Annotated in this window: 18 protein-coding genes; all 18 read right to left on the bottom strand. The window is 42.9% G+C overall.

Annotated elements, in window-relative coordinates:
- Positions 1–23: 23 nt before the first annotated feature.
- Positions 24–506, bottom strand: a complete 483-nt coding sequence (gene agaV, locus IGI72_RS01050) for a PTS N-acetylgalactosamine transporter subunit IIB (RefSeq protein ID WP_005226769.1) — start codon at positions 504–506, stop codon at positions 24–26.
- 19 nt (positions 507–525) lie between these two features.
- Positions 526–801, bottom strand: a complete 276-nt coding sequence (yajC, locus tag IGI72_RS01045; RefSeq protein ID WP_008376459.1) for a preprotein translocase subunit YajC — start codon at positions 799–801, stop codon at positions 526–528.
- 2 nt (positions 802–803) lie between these two features.
- Complete coding sequence (locus tag IGI72_RS01040) at positions 804–1,235, bottom strand: PTS sugar transporter subunit IIA (protein ID WP_115231572.1); 432 nt, start codon at positions 1,233–1,235, stop codon at positions 804–806.
- Positions 1,236–1,730: 495 nt separating this feature from the next.
- Positions 1,731–3,821, bottom strand: a complete 2,091-nt coding sequence (locus IGI72_RS01035) for a BglG family transcription antiterminator (protein WP_438752733.1) — start codon at positions 3,819–3,821, stop codon at positions 1,731–1,733.
- A 143-nt stretch (positions 3,822–3,964) separates the two neighbouring features.
- Positions 3,965–5,011, bottom strand: a complete 1,047-nt coding sequence (locus tag IGI72_RS01030; RefSeq protein ID WP_438752731.1) for a 2-hydroxyacid dehydrogenase — start codon at positions 5,009–5,011, stop codon at positions 3,965–3,967.
- Positions 5,011–6,432 (bottom strand): PTS galactitol transporter subunit IIC, encoded by a 1,422-nt coding sequence (locus tag IGI72_RS01025; protein WP_081117715.1) that lies wholly within the window; start codon positions 6,430–6,432, stop codon positions 5,011–5,013. The genes IGI72_RS01030 and IGI72_RS01025 overlap by 1 nt, the downstream gene beginning before the upstream one ends.
- Before the next feature lie 32 nt (positions 6,433–6,464).
- Complete coding sequence (locus IGI72_RS01020; RefSeq protein ID WP_086338927.1) at positions 6,465–6,764, bottom strand: PTS sugar transporter subunit IIB; 300 nt, start codon at positions 6,762–6,764, stop codon at positions 6,465–6,467.
- Between the two features lie 16 nt (positions 6,765–6,780).
- Positions 6,781–7,614 (bottom strand): rhamnulose-1-phosphate aldolase, encoded by an 834-nt coding sequence (rhaD, locus tag IGI72_RS01015; protein ID WP_086339158.1) that lies wholly within the window; start codon positions 7,612–7,614, stop codon positions 6,781–6,783.
- Between the two features lie 13 nt (positions 7,615–7,627).
- The gene (locus IGI72_RS01010; protein ID WP_438752728.1) at positions 7,628–8,092 is read right to left on the bottom strand and encodes a PTS sugar transporter subunit IIA; all 465 of its coding nucleotides are present in this window, start codon (positions 8,090–8,092) and stop codon (positions 7,628–7,630) included.
- A 252-nt stretch (positions 8,093–8,344) separates the two neighbouring features.
- The gene (locus tag IGI72_RS01005; protein WP_438752726.1) at positions 8,345–8,941 is read right to left on the bottom strand and encodes an alpha/beta hydrolase; all 597 of its coding nucleotides are present in this window, start codon (positions 8,939–8,941) and stop codon (positions 8,345–8,347) included.
- Between the two features lie 13 nt (positions 8,942–8,954).
- Positions 8,955–9,563: a flavin reductase family protein gene (locus IGI72_RS01000; protein WP_438752724.1), complete on the bottom strand. Its 609-nt coding sequence runs from the start codon at positions 9,561–9,563 to the stop codon at positions 8,955–8,957.
- Positions 9,564–9,580: 17 nt separating this feature from the next.
- Positions 9,581–10,474 carry a VOC family protein gene (locus tag IGI72_RS00995; protein ID WP_347482994.1) on the bottom strand — a complete coding sequence of 298 codons (894 nt, stop codon included), beginning with the start codon at positions 10,472–10,474 and terminating at the stop codon, positions 9,581–9,583.
- A gap of 13 nt (positions 10,475–10,487) precedes the next feature.
- A complete protein-coding gene (locus tag IGI72_RS00990) occupies positions 10,488–11,450 on the bottom strand; it encodes a ring-cleaving dioxygenase (protein WP_438752721.1) in 963 nt (320 codons plus the stop codon).
- A 10-nt stretch (positions 11,451–11,460) separates the two neighbouring features.
- A complete protein-coding gene (locus IGI72_RS00985; RefSeq protein ID WP_010748593.1) occupies positions 11,461–11,889 on the bottom strand; it encodes a MarR family winged helix-turn-helix transcriptional regulator in 429 nt (142 codons plus the stop codon).
- A gap of 300 nt (positions 11,890–12,189) precedes the next feature.
- Positions 12,190–13,254: a bifunctional transcriptional activator/DNA repair enzyme AdaA gene (locus tag IGI72_RS00980; protein WP_074934350.1), complete on the bottom strand. Its 1,065-nt coding sequence runs from the start codon at positions 13,252–13,254 to the stop codon at positions 12,190–12,192.
- Positions 13,255–13,549: 295 nt separating this feature from the next.
- Entirely contained in the window at positions 13,550–14,062 is a 513-nt protein-coding gene (locus IGI72_RS00975) for a hypothetical protein (RefSeq protein WP_008376475.1), read from the bottom strand.
- 12 nt (positions 14,063–14,074) lie between these two features.
- The gene (locus IGI72_RS00970; RefSeq protein WP_438752719.1) at positions 14,075–15,181 is read right to left on the bottom strand and encodes a glycosyltransferase family 2 protein; all 1,107 of its coding nucleotides are present in this window, start codon (positions 15,179–15,181) and stop codon (positions 14,075–14,077) included.
- An 11-nt stretch (positions 15,182–15,192) separates the two neighbouring features.
- Positions 15,193–16,680, bottom strand: coding sequence for a phytoene desaturase family protein (locus tag IGI72_RS00965; protein WP_016609100.1), 1,488 nt, complete (start codon positions 16,678–16,680; stop codon positions 15,193–15,195).
- Positions 16,681–16,912 lie beyond the last annotated feature (232 nt).

Here is a 16,912-nt window from a genome sequence, read left to right as displayed (position 1 = left end):
CTTTCTCCTTCCTTACCTCTGCATTACTGAAACAATTTCTTTTCATCTTCAACAGGTGTCGTTGGAACCCGCTGGATCACTAATTGCACCCCCATTTCCTTCAGTTTTTTAAAGGCATCGACATCTGCTTCATCGACGGCAACTGTCGTAGCAACCTGTCTTTTCCCTTCTGACATATGCATATTCCCAATGTTCAGTTTCTTGATCGGCACCCCACCTTCAGCTAATTTCAACGCATCTTGCGGATTTTCAACCACCATGAAAATTTTTTGTTTTGGCGATGCTTTATGAATGATCTCAATGGTTTTTTGAAGCGAGAAATACCTCGTTTGGACGCCAGCTGGCGCCGCCATATCCATCAACCCTTGTCTGACTTTGTCTTTGGCGACCTTATCATTTGCCACTAAAATTAGATTTGCCCCCAACGTACCGTTCCACTGTGTGGCAACTTGCCCATGAATCAACCGATTGTCGATTCGCGTCAATAAAATATTTGGTTCTCCCATAAATATGTCCTCCTTCTATTTACTGCATGATTTCTGCAACCGCACTACGCTCTACTTCAATCACCGTTCCCGATTTCACCCTTAGATCCACTGTCTCTTTCCCAAGTGCTTGAATCTCCCCAATAATGCCGCCGTATAATTTGATTTTCTGCCCCTTTTTCAAGGACTGCTGCAATTCAGCGAAATAGCCTTTTTGCTTTTTCAGATGTTTCCCATTCAAGAAAGATGAGACTGCCAAAAAGAGAAAGAGAAAAACAAGCACCACGATTGAGGCTGCTAAGATCATTTCCCACATGTTTAAATTCCTTCTTCCTCATTGATTTCCTCATGGCCTTTGATCTTTCCGTGAAAAATACCGGTCTTGCCAATCTCTGCCAGTTCTTGGCAAAAACGCTCTGGATCAGCTGCTGTATATCTAGTCAACGAACCTTCCACTAGCATCAGTAGATTGCTGCCGCCGATGACCTCGACTTGCGGGTCCTCATTGGCAGCGGTCATCGCAACATTAAAAGGGGTTCCGCCCACAAGGTCTGCACAAATCACGACCCCATCACAGGTTTCCTTTAATTGATCGATTGCTCCTTGCAACTCTTTTTCAAAGCCAGCTAACGGATTTTCCTCTAAAAACGGCACTGCTAGAAACTGTTCTTGCGGCCCTGCAATCATCGCAAGCGCATTTTCCATCCCTTGCGCAAATCCTCCATGACCTGTTAAAACCAAACCAAGCATCTTATGTCCTCCCCTTATTCTCAACTGGTAGTAACCACATATCCAATATAAACGCTTTCATTTTGTCTGTCAATAAAATTTTTGTTTTTATATAAAAATGTCTTTGTTATCTTTAAATACGAAAAAGAGCGTAAATATTGTGTTTATCAAACATAATAATCTATTATTTTTAATGATAAGCAAACTAGACATATATGCGATTGTTATTTTTCACAAATTTTATCATCTGCTTTCAGATACTGGTATTAAAAGAACCGTACGCTCATTTTTTTCCGATGAAAACCTCTATTTCCCCTTGAAATAAGCGATCCTAAGAATACCATGCTGAATAAAATAAAAAACCAGTCAGGGTAACTTCGTGACTGGTTCTTTATTTTCGCTTGAAGATGTTTTGAACTGCCGCATGATAAATATGGTAAATCACTCGGGAAATAAATAATGAAAAACGCAAATCATCTCGATGTGAAACGGTCATTTTTTTCTAGTTCATGTGAATCATTCCCTATCCCCGATTTCGCTATTTTCTAATCTTTCCTTCAGTAGTTGATAAATATCTTTCTCATAGGTTGCCGAAAGGAGTTTTTGTCTAAAGGTAGTGTCACTCACCAAAGCATGTAGGGTCGTTACTGCGTTTAAGTGGCTCTTCTTGTCCTTCGGCGCAATCATAATCAATAGTTGAACACCTAACTGCTTAGAAAATTTCACTGGTTTTTTTACACGAAGTAGAGACATCCCTAACTCGTACACTCCGTCTTCCGGTGCAGCATGAGGAATAGCAACACTCGGTGCAATAACAAAATATGGATACTCACTATTATAATTTTTGATGATTGTCTCGATGTATGCTTCTGAAACGAATCCTCGTTTTAGTAACGGCTTTCCGCATTGTCTAATCGCTTCTTCAAAGGACAGCTCGCCTGTATCGTAAGTCTGGATATGGGCGCACGGCAACAGCTCTAACAATTGACTTTCTTTTTTGGAATTATATGGAACTTGCTTTGATGAGGTTTTGTGGAAAATATGTTTTTGCAGTTCTTTTCTCAACTGTTGTTTTGAATGGATCGTTGCATATTTTCCGATCAAAGAAATAAGCTCATCTATTTCATGCTCACTGCTAGTTCTAATCAAGTTACGGTTCTCGAAAGCGTCTATTTCTACTTTTTCTCGTAATAACTTCTTCTCTGAGTCTGTTAAAAAGTGCTTAATTAAATAGAATGGTTGGTCTGTGTCAATTTCAACAGTAGAGAAAATAAGGTCTACTTGGGGGCCAACATCATAGTATTCTCTTAACGACATAAAGCGAATAAAATTTATTTGAGGAAACAGTTCTCGCAAGCTTTTCAACAAAAGGTGTGACACAGAAATGCCGTGCATACACACGACAACTGCGGTCTTCTTTTGATCATTTCTTTTTTTCGCTTCATGTAAGAAGCTCATAAATAGAATCACTATGTACGAAAGCTCCATTCCTGTGAAGTTAATATTTAGCTCGATCTCAATAAATTTGATCGATTCTTTTACTATCAGTTCAAATGCTTTATATTCATTTTTTATTTTTTCCGATAGTGTATTTTCATCTGGCACCCCAAATCGAATTCGATAACTCGCTGGAACAATATGCTGATACAACACATCTTTCAATTCTTCCTTATTTTCAATCACGGTAATACTACACTCTTCAAATCGTTGGATACTTTTCATGATTGCTGTATCTAATTCTTGATTGTATCGAAACATCATTCTTTTTATAACGTTCATGCTGAGTATATGCATGGTTATGTAGTAGATTTCTTTCGTAACGAGTGTTTTGGGGCTGTCTTTGTATAAGTCTTTAAAACATTTTTCTGCTGTTTCATGAGTTTTCTTATCCAATAATCTATTAACCGTACGAATCGTTGACTCTTCAATCGACTTTTTTTGTTTTGCCCGCTGAATAGATAGATAAATGATCATACTTAAAAAAGATACTTTAATTTCAGAAAAAGATACATTCATCTTTTTTTCTAATTGCTCAACTCTTAGAGAAACTTCATTTATAAGGTCGTGCTCTATCATCAGAACTGATTTAGACTGTAGAAGTGTAGGATCTTTTTCTTGTTCTTTTTTCAATAGGTTCGTCCATAGCTTTCGGATATCTATTTCTTTCCCATGCAAATAATATCCTGTTTGACGCGCCGATCGAATACCTACGCCATTTCTGTTAGCTAGTATTTTCAAATTTTTGATATCTGTTAAAATCGTATTTTTACTTACTCTGAATTTTTGGGCTAACCCGCTTAAAGTGAACTTCTCGTATAACGTGATCAAAAGCAAAATATATATTTGTCTTTCCTCAGCAGTATAATAGACGGGTGCTTTTTCTAAGGCTAAAATTTCTTGTCTATATTTCTTTTTTATGTCTAACACATAGTAAGAACCGCTCTTGATAATTACCGGAAATCCTTTTTCTTGTAAAAATTCGTTTACTTTTCCGATTCGATAGTCTAACTGATTTTTACTCAAATAGAATTCTTCCATCAAAACATGTGCAGAGATACTTTGATTGTTCAAAATAAATAGCAATATCCGATGCATCATCGAGTCCATTTGTCCCCGCCCCTTTTCACCTAGATCCATTCAAACAACTTTTGCCGATTCTCCCTAAGTACTTTCTGTGTACTATTAGAAGTCAAGGGCTATAAGAGTTCATCTTATAGCCCAGTTTGACTTTCTTTTGTTACACAACTTGTTTATAATTTAATTAGCATATCACTTATGCCAGTTTCTAAATACGCATTGATCACATCTCTTAAAAGATATGGAGATTTAGGTATTGCATCGATTGTGTCGCCAGCTATATGTGGGGTGAGAGTCACATTTTCTAGCTGTAAAAGAGGATCATCTTTTTGAATTGGTTCTTTCCAGATGACATCTAATGCCGCACCTGCAATTTTCTTTTCTTGAAGTGCTTTGATCAATGCGTCTTTTTCTAATACTGCCGCTCTTGCCGTGTTGATTAAGTAAGCACTTGGTTTCATCAACGAGATCAACTGCTCATTCACTAAGTTTTTTGTTTCAGGACTTGCCCGTAAATGCAACGATACAACATCCGCTTCTGAGAATGTCTCCTCAAGTCCTCTGAATTCAATTGCTAATCCCTCTTGTCTGATTTTCTCTTGATCAATAAACGGATCGTATGCAATTACTGAAATACCCAAGTGATTCAGCCGCTTAGCAACAAGTTTGCCAATATACCCTAATCCAATCAAACCCACTGTCAAATGATTCAATGTGGTTTTATATGGGTCGTTGGGAAATGATTTCGACCACTTGCCATTCATGACATCTCGATGGCCTCTGGCAATGTTGCGGGTTTCCGCGTAAATCAACCCTACGGTAAAATCTGCTACAGGCTCAGCATTTCTTATCACGTGAAGTAAAGGAATATTTCTGCTTTTAATCTCCTCCAGTGCGACATGTTCTAATCCGCCCCGACAGGTACCGATTAATTTTAAGCAAGACGCATGATCAAGCATTTCTTTCGAGATCGGAGCGATATGAACAAATAGATAGTCTGCATCCCTCATTGACTCAACCAGTCCTTCAGGAATATCTACAGCCTCAGGTCCACCTTTTTCAATCAGTAAAATCTTTTCCTGAAATTGTTCTTTTGTTAAATCCGAGTACCATTCAAACCGCTCAACTTGGATAGAATCTCCTAAATTCATTTGATAGGCCGCTTCTTCTAATGTCTTACTTGCTACCAACCGATCACCAACCACAATCACTTTCGTCATCAAGTTGCCCCCTCATTTAACGTTATTTGTACATTTGATTCTAACTCTGCTTGCTTCTCTAAATAATTATGGATAACCTCTCTCTTCGTTCTTACAAAGAAGTACATGCCGATATAAACTATCACTGACAAGCCGATCAAAAATGGATTCTGAGTTAAAAAAATCAAGAAAAGACCACCCATAATATGGTTTGTCATTACTGCAAAACTACAGATCAATAACGCACCTTCAGGAAGGTTTACACCGACTTCCATGGCAACTTCAGTAAAAATAGGCGCAACAGCTGTAATCATATACAAACCGCCGATACACCAAATTGTTCCAGAAATCAACGATTTAAAAATATTGCCATTTGAAATACAAATAATCAACTCGATCATATAAGGGATCGCAATCAGATCGACCATCGGTAACGTTTCGTTTCCTGGTAAAATGATTGCTAAAATCAAGACGATCGGCATAAGCAGCATTCCTGTTAACAAAGTAGACGTTTCACCATAACCAGCGGCATCATTGATTGCAAGAAACCAAACACGATTTTTGCCTCCACTTTTTGCAGTTTTTTTCGAAGCGTCCGTGATGGTCGTAAACGCTGAAGCAAATATACCCGCAATTTTTGGAAAGATCGCCATGATAGCAGCCGTTGCGATACCGACAGTGGCAATTTCTCCCCAACCTTCAAGTGTATTCAACCGCATAAAGTTTCCTGCTAATCCCAACAGAGAACCAAGTACGAGTCCTAATGAAGTCGGTTCACCTAAAAACCCTAGTTTTTCTTGGATTTTTTCTGGATTCCATTGTACCTTATTAGCTCCCAACTTCGTTAATATCCAATCGATGCCAATTGCTAAAGGAACTGAGCAAATATGGTGTGGTGCGGTGATCGTGCAGCTTGGATAACCATAATACGTCGACCATCTTTTGGCGACGATCTCGGAAAAAACAAAGCAATACAGATTTGAAAGGACCATCAAACCAATTGAGAGCCATAAATTTCCCGTTGCGATGTAAAGCATCGAGCCCCAAAGCATAAAGGAATAATTATTCCATAAATCAGAAGGCATGAAAATATTGGTAAATTTCAAAACGAATAAAATGAGCTGCATAAGCAATCCCAAACCTAAGAAAATCATCCCAACTTGTGTAGAATAGGCAACAACACTCGTAGCCTGCCAACCAGTATCTAAAATCCTTAAGTTTACCCCTGTTTCTGCTACCATTCTTTGTACGACTGGCGTAACGATCGGCGAATATGCGCCGATAATCATATTGAATCCGGTTAAGCCGATTCCTGCATTCAGTGCTGCGTTAAACGCTTTTTTGGGTTTTACTTTCATCACTAAAGCAATAAAGAAAATAATCACTGGAACGACGATCGCAGCCCCAAACGAATCCATAATATTCGATAAAATCTCTAACAAAGGTTCCCCCTCCTCTTCTTAGTTCTCTCGAATTACCCAGCAATCGCTGCAACTGTTTTTAGCAGCTCCTCATAGAATTCTTCTTCCCCCATTCCTGTCAACAATCCTACAGAATTGATCGTTGGAATCTCATATTTTCCTTTCAAAGGACTTGTATGGACAATCACATCCCATTGACCAGAAGCCAATTCCCCATCAACTCCCCCTGGATTGACTTCTACCGTTTTTGCCTTATAACCATTTTCTTCTAAAAAGTCTTTAACTTTGCCCGCAACCATCGAACTTGTAACAGTTCCCGAACCACATACTGAAATGACATTGACCTTCTTCATAATTCTTTCCTCCTTTTTATTTTCTTTCGTTTAAGATGCCAGCTTTAGGCGTTACACCAAAGCGATCGGCTAGATCCCAAAGTTGTTGATCCGTAATCTTTTGAACGATTCCTGTTGGTGCAGCGATTGCTCGCATATAGATATCAGCTGCTTTTTCAGCAGTTTCAACCAATCCAAAGGCATCGTCCATGGATTGTCCGGCACCCATAATACCGTGGTGCGGCCAAACCACGATTCGTGAGTATGCCATTTTCTCTGCAGAAGCTTCCCCAAGCGCAACTGTCCCTGCGACCATCCACGGTAAGACAGCAACTCCATCGGGAAAAACGACTAAACATTCTGTGATCATTTCCCACAATGTCTTAGTAAAGCGATTTTCATCTAAATCATGAACAAAAGTCATCGCCGAAATAGCAATTGAATGGGTGTGTAGAATCACTCGATGTTCCGAATCTTGACGAAGACGCACTGCGTGACACTTAAGATGAGAAGCAAGTTCACTCGTAGGAATCCCGCCCGTTTCAAGTCCCCACAAAACTTGATAGTGCTTCCCTTCTTTATCGATTTTTAAAATGACCAAATTATCTGCTGGATTTTGCCAAACATTTTTAAAATATTTACCTGATCCTGAGACTAAAAAGATCATACCTGCCAGTTCAGGAATTTCAAAACCTAATGCCGCTTCATAAACCACTCGATTCGTATCAAGATAAAACTGAACCTCCTCTTCATCTATACGATAACTGATGTTCCCGCCATTTCTTTCTGCCCACCCGTTGTTCCACAAGTTCCTTGTTGCTTCACACATTTCCTTGATAAACGGTGCTTCATAAATATTGTGGATCTTCATCATTACTTCTCTCCTATCTATTTTTAAAATATTGTGTTACTAATTGATACATTTCATCTGCAGTGATATCTTGAGACAGCTTGTTCATAGTGCTCTCATCAGCGAACATCGCCATTAAATTCTTTAACAAAACTAATTGCTGATCACCTTTATCAAATCCTAAAACAAAAATATAACGAACTTGCACATATTCATCACACGAGCCCATCTGTCCAAACTCAATGGGTGTTTTGAGCTTCGTTAAATAAATAAATGGTTTTTTGATATGTTGTGGTTCTGTATGAGGTATTGCAATTCCCATGAATTGGGTCTTTAATCCCGTTGGGTAATCTTTTTCTCTATTGGTGATCGCCAACAAGAAACTATCTTGAACATATCCTTGTTCTTTTAGCTTTTGAAAGATGCAGGTAAAGTATTCTTCTTGATTCCCATTGGTTTCAATCACATCTGTCAATTTTGTGTCAAAGAATTCTTCCATAACTCTCATATTCCTCCTTTCCATTGCGACTGTATTTATAGTTTAAGGTATTTCACAAACTTTTTGTTATCGCTTTCATCACAATTTTTATTTTTATATGAAAAAAAATTGGGTTACTAGAGATAATTCAATGTTTCAGCAAATACTCTTGACTCGGTGTAATTAAAGCAAGTCTGTTTCCTGTTTTCACGTGAAACAAAAAAACCTAACCAACCAGCAGGATCGCTGTTTGATTAGGAAAGAGGCACTGCTTTATTGTTCGGTCAACCACATGCGTGAGTGTTCAACTTCTTCATACGTTAACTGATGACTCGGGGTCCAAATGGTTGAAAGGGCTGCACCCCGTGAGGTGAAGATCTCTTGGACGTAAGCACTGTCAGCTAAGGAAACGATTGGGTCGTTTCTGCCAAAACTCAGAAACACATGAGTGTCAGGCAAGGAATTCGTCGGTAAATTCTCGACTGGATACATGGCGTGGTAGAGGATCGCTTTTTTAAAGTGGTCGCTATCATTTAGTAATAAGCGAATGGCAATGTTGGCGCCATTGGAATAACCCACCAGTACCACTTGGGCTAATGAAAAGTTGTATTCTTTGGCGGCTTGCCGAATGAAATCGGCTAATTCGTCGCCGCGAAGTGCTAAGTCGGCTTCATCATACACCCCTTCAGCTAGGCGTTTGAAGTAACGGGGCATGCCGTTTTCTAAAACGTTCCCGCGAATACCTAATAGTGATGCTTGGGGATCAAGGGCTTTGCCTACTTCCAGCAACGACTGTTCGTCGCCACCAGTGCCGTGGAGCAGCACCAAAACTGGTGCGTCGGCTGCTCCTTGTTGGTAGATTGCTTTCATCGAAGTTCCTCCTTTAACTTGGTCGTTTGATATCGAAAATCTCCCCAATCGTTGCGTAAGAATTTCCCGCTAGCCGGCTGACTGCTTGTAACGCACGGGGATCGATCTTGCCGTCTTGATAGACATCCTCTGCAATCTGGTAGCCGACGACTTCCAACAATAAGAGATCGGCAGTGGTCTGCTGGTCTTTTTTGATGGGTACGTGCTGATGCAGAATCGTTTCTAGGCGTACACTGGCTTCGTTCAAGCCAGGAACGGCAATCGTTTTCGATGTCGTTGTGGTAAACCCAGAAACCGTCAACTCGCTTTGGTCTGCGGGCAATAATGCCGCGGTTTTATTGGCCTTTTGGACATTTGTTTGATCCAAAATATGCACGACGGCTTCTTTCGTCGCCAACAGATTGCGGGCGGTGTCTTTCAGTTCCCCCTCTTTGCGCTGGATAGCCAACGAGAGGATCACGGGTTCTGAGCTGACGATGTTAAAAAAACTGAATGGGGCGATGTTGACGATACCATCGGCTGATTGCGTACTGACCACTGCCACTGGCCGTGGAATGATGGAGCCAATCAGTAGCTTATAATTTTCTCGTTGGGTCAAATCCTTGGGATCTAAATAGTGCATACAGCGTCTCCTTTTTTCTAAACCGATAAGTCTGGCAAGCGATCCTCGATCTCTACACGGCGGCTTTCAAATTGGGCTGGCAGCATCAACTGCTGTCCCAGCGTTTCTAATGGTTCATCAACGAAAAAGCCTGGGGTTTCTGTTGCGATCTCAAAGACGATGTTGCCCCGCTCTTGGAAATAGACGGCTTTGAAATAGTTGCGGTCTTTGATTTCAGTGACTCCGTATCTTTGATCGTACAAGTACTCTTGCCACTCTTTTTGCACTGCTTCCGTTGGCACAGACCACGCGATGTGATGGACGGTGCCGACACCCCAGCGCCCTGCTGGCAGTGCTTCATGGGGCACGACGATCTCATGAGCGAGGGTGCCTGCGGTATGAAGATGGGTGCTTTTCTCTGTTTTGTTAAAAATGTTCAGTCCTAGATCATCTGCCAGCGTTTGAATAGTCGCTTCTGGTTGTGCCGAAAGCAAGACGGCCCCATGAAAGCCTACAATCGCTGGTGTTTCCGCCGATTCTTCGGCTTCGACTAGCGCCAAAGACAGGTCATGCTGATCATGAAGTTCTAAAGTTGGCCGGTCAAACAATGTACTTTCTTGGACAGTTACTTGATGTTTCGCCAAATGTTCTTGCCAATAGGCACTGCTGCCTTTAGGAATACGAAAGGCGATCGTGCCGACTTGTCCGCTTCCTACTCGTCCAGGATGGGCATTTGCCCAAGGGAAGAAAGTGATGATGGTCCCATTTTCTAACGCTTGATTGCTGTAATAAAGATGATACGTGTAGGGATCATCAAAATTGACGGTTTGTTTGACGAGGCGCAACCCCAACACGTCACGGTAAAAGGCAACGTTCGTTTGCGGATCGCCTACGATGGCTGAAATATGGTGGATCTGTTGAATGGGTTGCATACTATGTGCCTCCTTAGGCGCGTTTTGTATTGAAGGGTTTGATGACTCCTTCGATGTATTCACGGCGATTTTCTAAAAATGGTGCCAATGATAAGGATTCACCCAATGTTTCATACGGCTCATCCCCCATAAACCCTGGTTCATCTGTCGCTAGTTCAAAAAGAATATGGCCGATGCGCACATACAACGACTCAAAATAGTAGCGATCGACATAGCCAGAGTTGGCCAATCCCAAGTTATCAAAGACTTCTTGCCAGACTGCTAACGAGTCGTGGTGGGCTAAACGAAAAGCCACATGATGCACTTCGCCGTCCCCTTGTTGTGCTTGCGGGCTCGTGGTATCTTCCACTAAAACGATTTGGGCGCCATTGCCGCCTTCACCGACTTCTAGCAAATAGCGATTGTCTACTTGATCAATGGTTTTGAAATCAAAGACGGATTCCAGCAGCCCTTTGAAATCTGCCAAATAAGAAACAGACATTTCAACAGGACCTAAGCCATAAATCGCAAACTCAGTAGGAACGGGTCCTTTTTTCCAAGGAGTACCAGCTTTCACGCCAGTATTGTGTTCATCAGAGATCAGTTGATAGGCTTGCGTATCAAAATCCCAAAAGCGCAACACTTTTTTCCCAAATTCGGTGGTGATTGCCTCGTGTTTTAACTCAAATTCATCAAAGCGTGCGGCATAATAATCAAGGGCTGCATCACTGGGTACTCGGAAACTGGTGCGGGTGATCGAATTGGTTCCTTTGCTACCACGAGCGGTATTGGGAAAATCAAAGAACGTCATGGTCGTTCCCGGTGTCCCTAAATCATCCGCAAAGTAAGTATGATACGTATAAATGTCATCTTGATTGACGGTTTTTTTCACTAAACGCATCCCTAACACATCTGTAAAGAAATGGTAATTCCGTTCCACATCACTTGTCATAGCCGTCACATGGTGTACCCCTAATAATTGGTCTTGTTTTCTCATTTTCTTTTCCTCATTTCTGATCGTAAGTTATTTTTCGTAAAATTGTTTTTAGTTGTTGCAATTCTTCACTGCTGAGTTCGGAAAAACTCGCCGCAATCTTTTGTGCATGACTGGGGAAAATTTTCTCCATCAATGCCCTGCCTGCTTCCGTAATACTGACGTATGTTACCCGTTGATCTTCTTGGCTAGGTTCCCGTTGCACGCAGCCTTTTTTGACTAATTGATCGACCACGTAGGTTGTGGAGCTGCTGGCGATCAAGATTTTTTCCTTGATGGCTTGCGTCGTATGGGTGCCTTTATGGTAAAGCAATTCCAGTACGGAAAACTCTGTGATATTTAAGCCATAACAACGAACATCTTTTTTTGCCACTTGTTCCAAACGACTCGCCGTACGCAGCAAACCGATGTACGCTTTGAGCGCTTCTTCTTGATGCGCCATTTTCCTCACCTCTTTATTTCGAATTCGAGATAATCATAACTTACTTTTTGTAAGTTGTAAAAGGATATGCTTTGGTTATTTAAGAAAATCATTCAATGCTTATTTTTGTAGAGATAAAGAACACTTAGACACTAACGACGGTCCCGCCTTTTCTCTATGAACCCGCCAAATCTAAGAAAAAAAAGCGGAACTTATGAAAGGTTCCATAAGTTCCGCTAAATATATATTTTAATGAAAAGGATTCGATCCATTCCATGTACCGATCAATGAAGCGCTGATTCCGACGCATACTTGTCCTTTTTAGATCATTGTGGTCGGCTGCACCTGCTTTTCCAAAGCCAGCAGCCACTTTTTGCGTTCGATCCCGCCACCATAGCCGCCGATGCTGCCATCGCTATTGATAACACGGTGGCATGGAACGATCAACGCCAATTGGTTTTTTCCGTTGGCATTGGCAACAGCTCGGGTAGCTTTTTCATTGCCGATTCGCTGTGCCAATTGTTTGTAGGAGTATGTTTCTCCAATCTTCATCGCCAACAGCTGCTGCCAGACGGCTTTTTGAAAATCAGAGCCGATCAATGCGATGGGTACCGTGAAGGCAGTTCGATTCCCTGCAAAATATTCCGTCAGTTCTTGTTTGAGTTGCTGAATGATTGCCGTTTGCTGGGGAATAATCACTGCATTCAAGCGGCTTCTCAAAACAGCAATCTCCGTTTCTAGCCCTCTGCGATCCACGAATTCTAACAAGTAAAGCTGCTGCTGGTCGCTGATCGCCAACATCGATCCCAGCTTGGTCTCAAGCCAAGCAGAAGAAAGAATCGTTTTTTCGCGGCTGTTGGAAGGCAACTCCCCCATAATCCGAGAAAACGCATCTCGAAAGCCGTTGCCAGAATCGAAACCGGCTTCTAATTGCGCTTGGATCAGCGGTTCTCCTTCACGAATCTGCTTAAACGCTAATCCTAAGCGGCGTGCACGGGAGTATTCGATAAAGGTCATGCCAAAATATTTTTTGAATTGTCGGCGTGCGGTATTGGGATGGATCGCTAGTGCTTCAAAATCTTTGTCGGTCCACTTTTTCTCTGGGTTACTCTCCACGGCTTCCACCAGGCTTTTCACGTCAGGGGATAAGTGGCTAGGCGAGCTGAGCGGGCGACATCGTTTGCAGGGACGATACGCCGCCAGCAGCGCTTCTTGTGCCGTCTGAAAAAACTCGCAATTTTTTTTGAGCGGTTTTTTCGCTGGGCAGGTGGGACGGCAAAAGACGCCGGTGGTTTTTACCCCAACGTAAAAAATCCCTTCATATTGGGAATTTTTTTCAATCAGCATGTCGTAATAGTGGTCCCGTTGTCGGCTATCTTCAATCATCTTGCGCATCCCTCCCTCTTTTCTACACTTACAAAAATACTTCGTGCCTGTCCAAACACACAATCAACCAATGCAGCAGTCTGCAATGGCAGTTCGAAAATTTGCCCACATCCTTCTGATGACATACGATCACCCTTTCCTCTGAATGACCTTAGTGTACAAAAAATGGACTTGGCACATCCCATAAAAATTAACACCAATTTTTTAAAAAAGATCGAAGGCAGTTGCCCTCCGATCCTTTTGACTTCCAGTTTGCCTATTTTTCAGCGAATCTTAAAGCGGCACCTACAGGAACCTAGACCGTCGCCTTCTGCTTGACTTGCAGGGCACTTTTTTTCCGCAAGACTCGCTCCAAACGGGGGCGATTGTAGCGTTGGATCATGATGAATGGGCAATTAGCCAATAACGCATAGACGATCATCACCCAGCCCGCCCACGCAGGATTCCAGAGGAAAAAGAACGGTGCTGGAACCATCAGCAGCCAATGGGTCAGCTCTGCTCGGCGTGTCTCGATGACGAATTTTTCCAGATAGTCCTTTTGCTGTTGAGCCAAGCGGGATTTGTCAAAGCCTTTTTTGGCAATCACAGTGCCGTCGGGCAATTTGTCTTTCCACTGACGAATACGAAACACCTCCGCCCAGATCCTACCGCCTTTTTCAAAGGCAAAAGAACGGAACCAGTTGGCATGACGTTCAAAAAAGGCATCACTGACTTTGCGCAAGCCAAAGGAGATGCCTAGATGAAACAGCAGCCAAGCCAAGCTGTCTGTAATGAGCAAGAGCAGTGGAGATAAGGTGATCAGCGGCATGTGCATCGCCTCCTATAAATTGATTTTGCGTCCTTTCCAGGTCACGGATTTCAACAAATGGGTTTGGATCCACGACCAACCAAATAAGCCTAGGAAAAAAAGAAAGTAACATGGGAAAAAAAGCAACAGGATTCGGTTGAAATTGCCGACACGGCGGGCAAAGCATAGAGTTTGTCCAAAATAAGCAGCATAAAAAAGCAGTCCTAGCCAAAGCGGTTCCATCAGAAATGGTGCCGCCAGTACCCCAATGCCGCCGCTGATCCACAAGATGACGCCCGCCATAATCAAAGGGTGAGTGGATTGCGAAGCAGTGGCAAAGTCCTTCGTCCAGCCTTGAACAAGTTGACGAACACCAGTTGGATACATCCGAAAGGCCACCAAGTCTTTTCCACCATACAAGGCGATCGGCAAGCGTTTTTTCTTAAAGCGTCTCGCTAATGCTAGATCATCTAAGATTCCTTGTGGCATGTCCTGATGTCCATTGGCTTGAAGGTACCCAGTTTTGCTGCACAAAATACACGGACCAAAGGCGCCGCCAGCTGAGAGTTTTTCGCCTACGATAGAAAAGCGGTTCAACCCGACAGGTAAGACGACATTAAAGACGGCAGACAGTTGTTCATACAGGCGCTTCGTTTGATGATAGGGCTGCACCGAGAGCAGTCCTTGTCCCGATCGCTCCTCATACACAGCGAAAAGACGCTCTAAGCCATCTTCTGCTAGAAAGAAGGTATCGGCATCCAAAAATAATAGATACTTGCCCACCGCTTGTGAGGCGCCTAACCAACAAGCCGCCGCTTTCCCAGCAGAATCAGCAGTGGTTTGCAAGACCGTCGCACCGAAGCCCTTGGCACAGGCGATCGTCTCGTCTTCCGATCCGTCATCAACCACCAAAATCTCCACAGGATGAAGGGTTTGCTGCTGCAAGGACGCCAACAATTGCGGCAAATTTTCTGCTTCATTGCGGGCGGGGATGATGATCGACAGTTCTCCCCTCTCCGTCAAGTCTTTGGATGCGGCTGTCTCCTTGCGGGTGGGTATCGTCGGCAGGCGGAAAAAAATCAGCCAGCCTGCTAGCCAAGCAGCGCAAATACCAGCGAGCAGCAGGTACACAGTCATCATCCTTTCTTGTCTTAGTGTTCTCTTTTAGTGATCATCTCACTGACTTGCTGGCCACTGAGGGTCACCATCGGCATGCCGGCCCCTGGATTGACCGTACCGCCAACGAAGTATAGATTGTCGTAGCGTTCGCTGTGTTTCGGGTGTTTAAAGCCATGATTTTTCTTGCGGTTAGAGACCGTGCCGTAGATGGCACCGCGATGTGACAAATAATTCTTTTGGATGTCTTCGGGTGTCCAGCGGTCTTCATACACGATGTGCTTGCGTAGATCCGTTAAGCCCATGTTTTCCAGCTTGATCAAGATCCGTTCACGAAAGGCATCGTATTCCGCTTCCGTAAAGGGCTTATCCTGCAAATATGGGATATGAGGCAAGATTTTGATGTTCTCATGCCCTGCCACTGTTTGCGAAGGATCGGTTTTGTTGGCATTGACCAAATAGATCGTTGGATCTTCTGGCAGCTGGTGCTGATGGAAATTTTGATCAAAGTTTTCTTTTGAGGCATTTGAAAAGAAAAAGTTGTGATGCGCCAATTGCGGATAGGAGGTTTTGACCCCTAAGTGCAAGACAAAACCAGAACTTGCTGGTTCAAATTTTTCTTCCAGTTTTTGAGTAAAGGTCGGCGCTTCTTCTAACAGCTCTTCATAGGCCGGGATCACTTCCATGTTGGAAACAAAATAGTCGGCTTCGATCAACGTGCCATCATCCAAACGAGCGGCACGGATCTGTTCCTGTTCAACGATCAATTTTTCCACTTTGTGTCCCGTGTGGAAGGTCACACCGATCTCTTTTGCTAAGCGAACGATGCCCTCGGCTAAACGGTGCATCCCGCCTGGCACGTACCAGACACCTTGGGCATGCTGCATATAGATCATCATGTTCAAGACGGCTGGAGCGTCATAAGGAGATGAGCCGACATACTTGATAAAATAGCTCAACATGTCTTGCAGCTGCGGATTGCTGACACGTTTTTGAATGGCATCATGCATCGAAGAGAAATAATCAAAGCCTTTCAGCGCTTTGATCACGCCATGATACTTCAAGATTTCTTTCGTGGTATCTAAGCCTTTCTCAAAATAGCCTTTTTCTGTGATTTCATAAATCTTTTGCGCATAGTCCAAAAAGTCTTGGTACTCGGCCATGTCTTTTTCCGACAAGTGCGGGTTTTCCTTTGCCATACGTGCAAGATCGCCATAGAGATCGATCTTGGTGCCGTCAGGAAAAAAGGAGCGCCATTCCAATGGCAATCGGCGAATCGCAACATAATCTGCCATATCGCGATTGCTGCCAGTAAATAACTTTTCGAAAATCTGCGGCATCGTCAAAATCGAAGGACCTAAGTCAAAGCCGAAGCCGTTTGTTTCCAGTCGGTTCAACTTGCCGCCTAAGTGTTGATTTTTTTCATATAATGATACATCAAAGCCATTTTGGGCTAATGAGACCGCCGCTGATAGACCACCAAGTCCGCCGCCGATCACTACAACTGTTTTTTTCTCTTTCATTGAATTGCTCCTCGTTTGCTTTAATGAACGACCCTATTTAGCCAAACCTTCTCGTCAAAACAGACGGTTGCGTCTCACTGCAACTGCGTGTCTTGGCACTGTTTTGGCATTGGCAGCTTGAATCAAAGGATCGTTTTTCTAGATAATTCTATAGTATCACACCTTTGAAAAAATGACGGGGATGAGCCTATCGGTCAATTGATGCTGCTTTGTCTGCGACCATGATTTCAGC

This window comes from Enterococcus sp. DIV1059_2, from assembly GCF_051713685.1.
Classification (GTDB): Bacteria; Bacillota; Bacilli; order Lactobacillales; family Enterococcaceae; genus Enterococcus_D; species Enterococcus_D casseliflavus.
The sequence above is the reverse complement of the archived record's forward strand: the minus strand, read 5'-3'. Positions and strand labels throughout refer to the sequence as shown.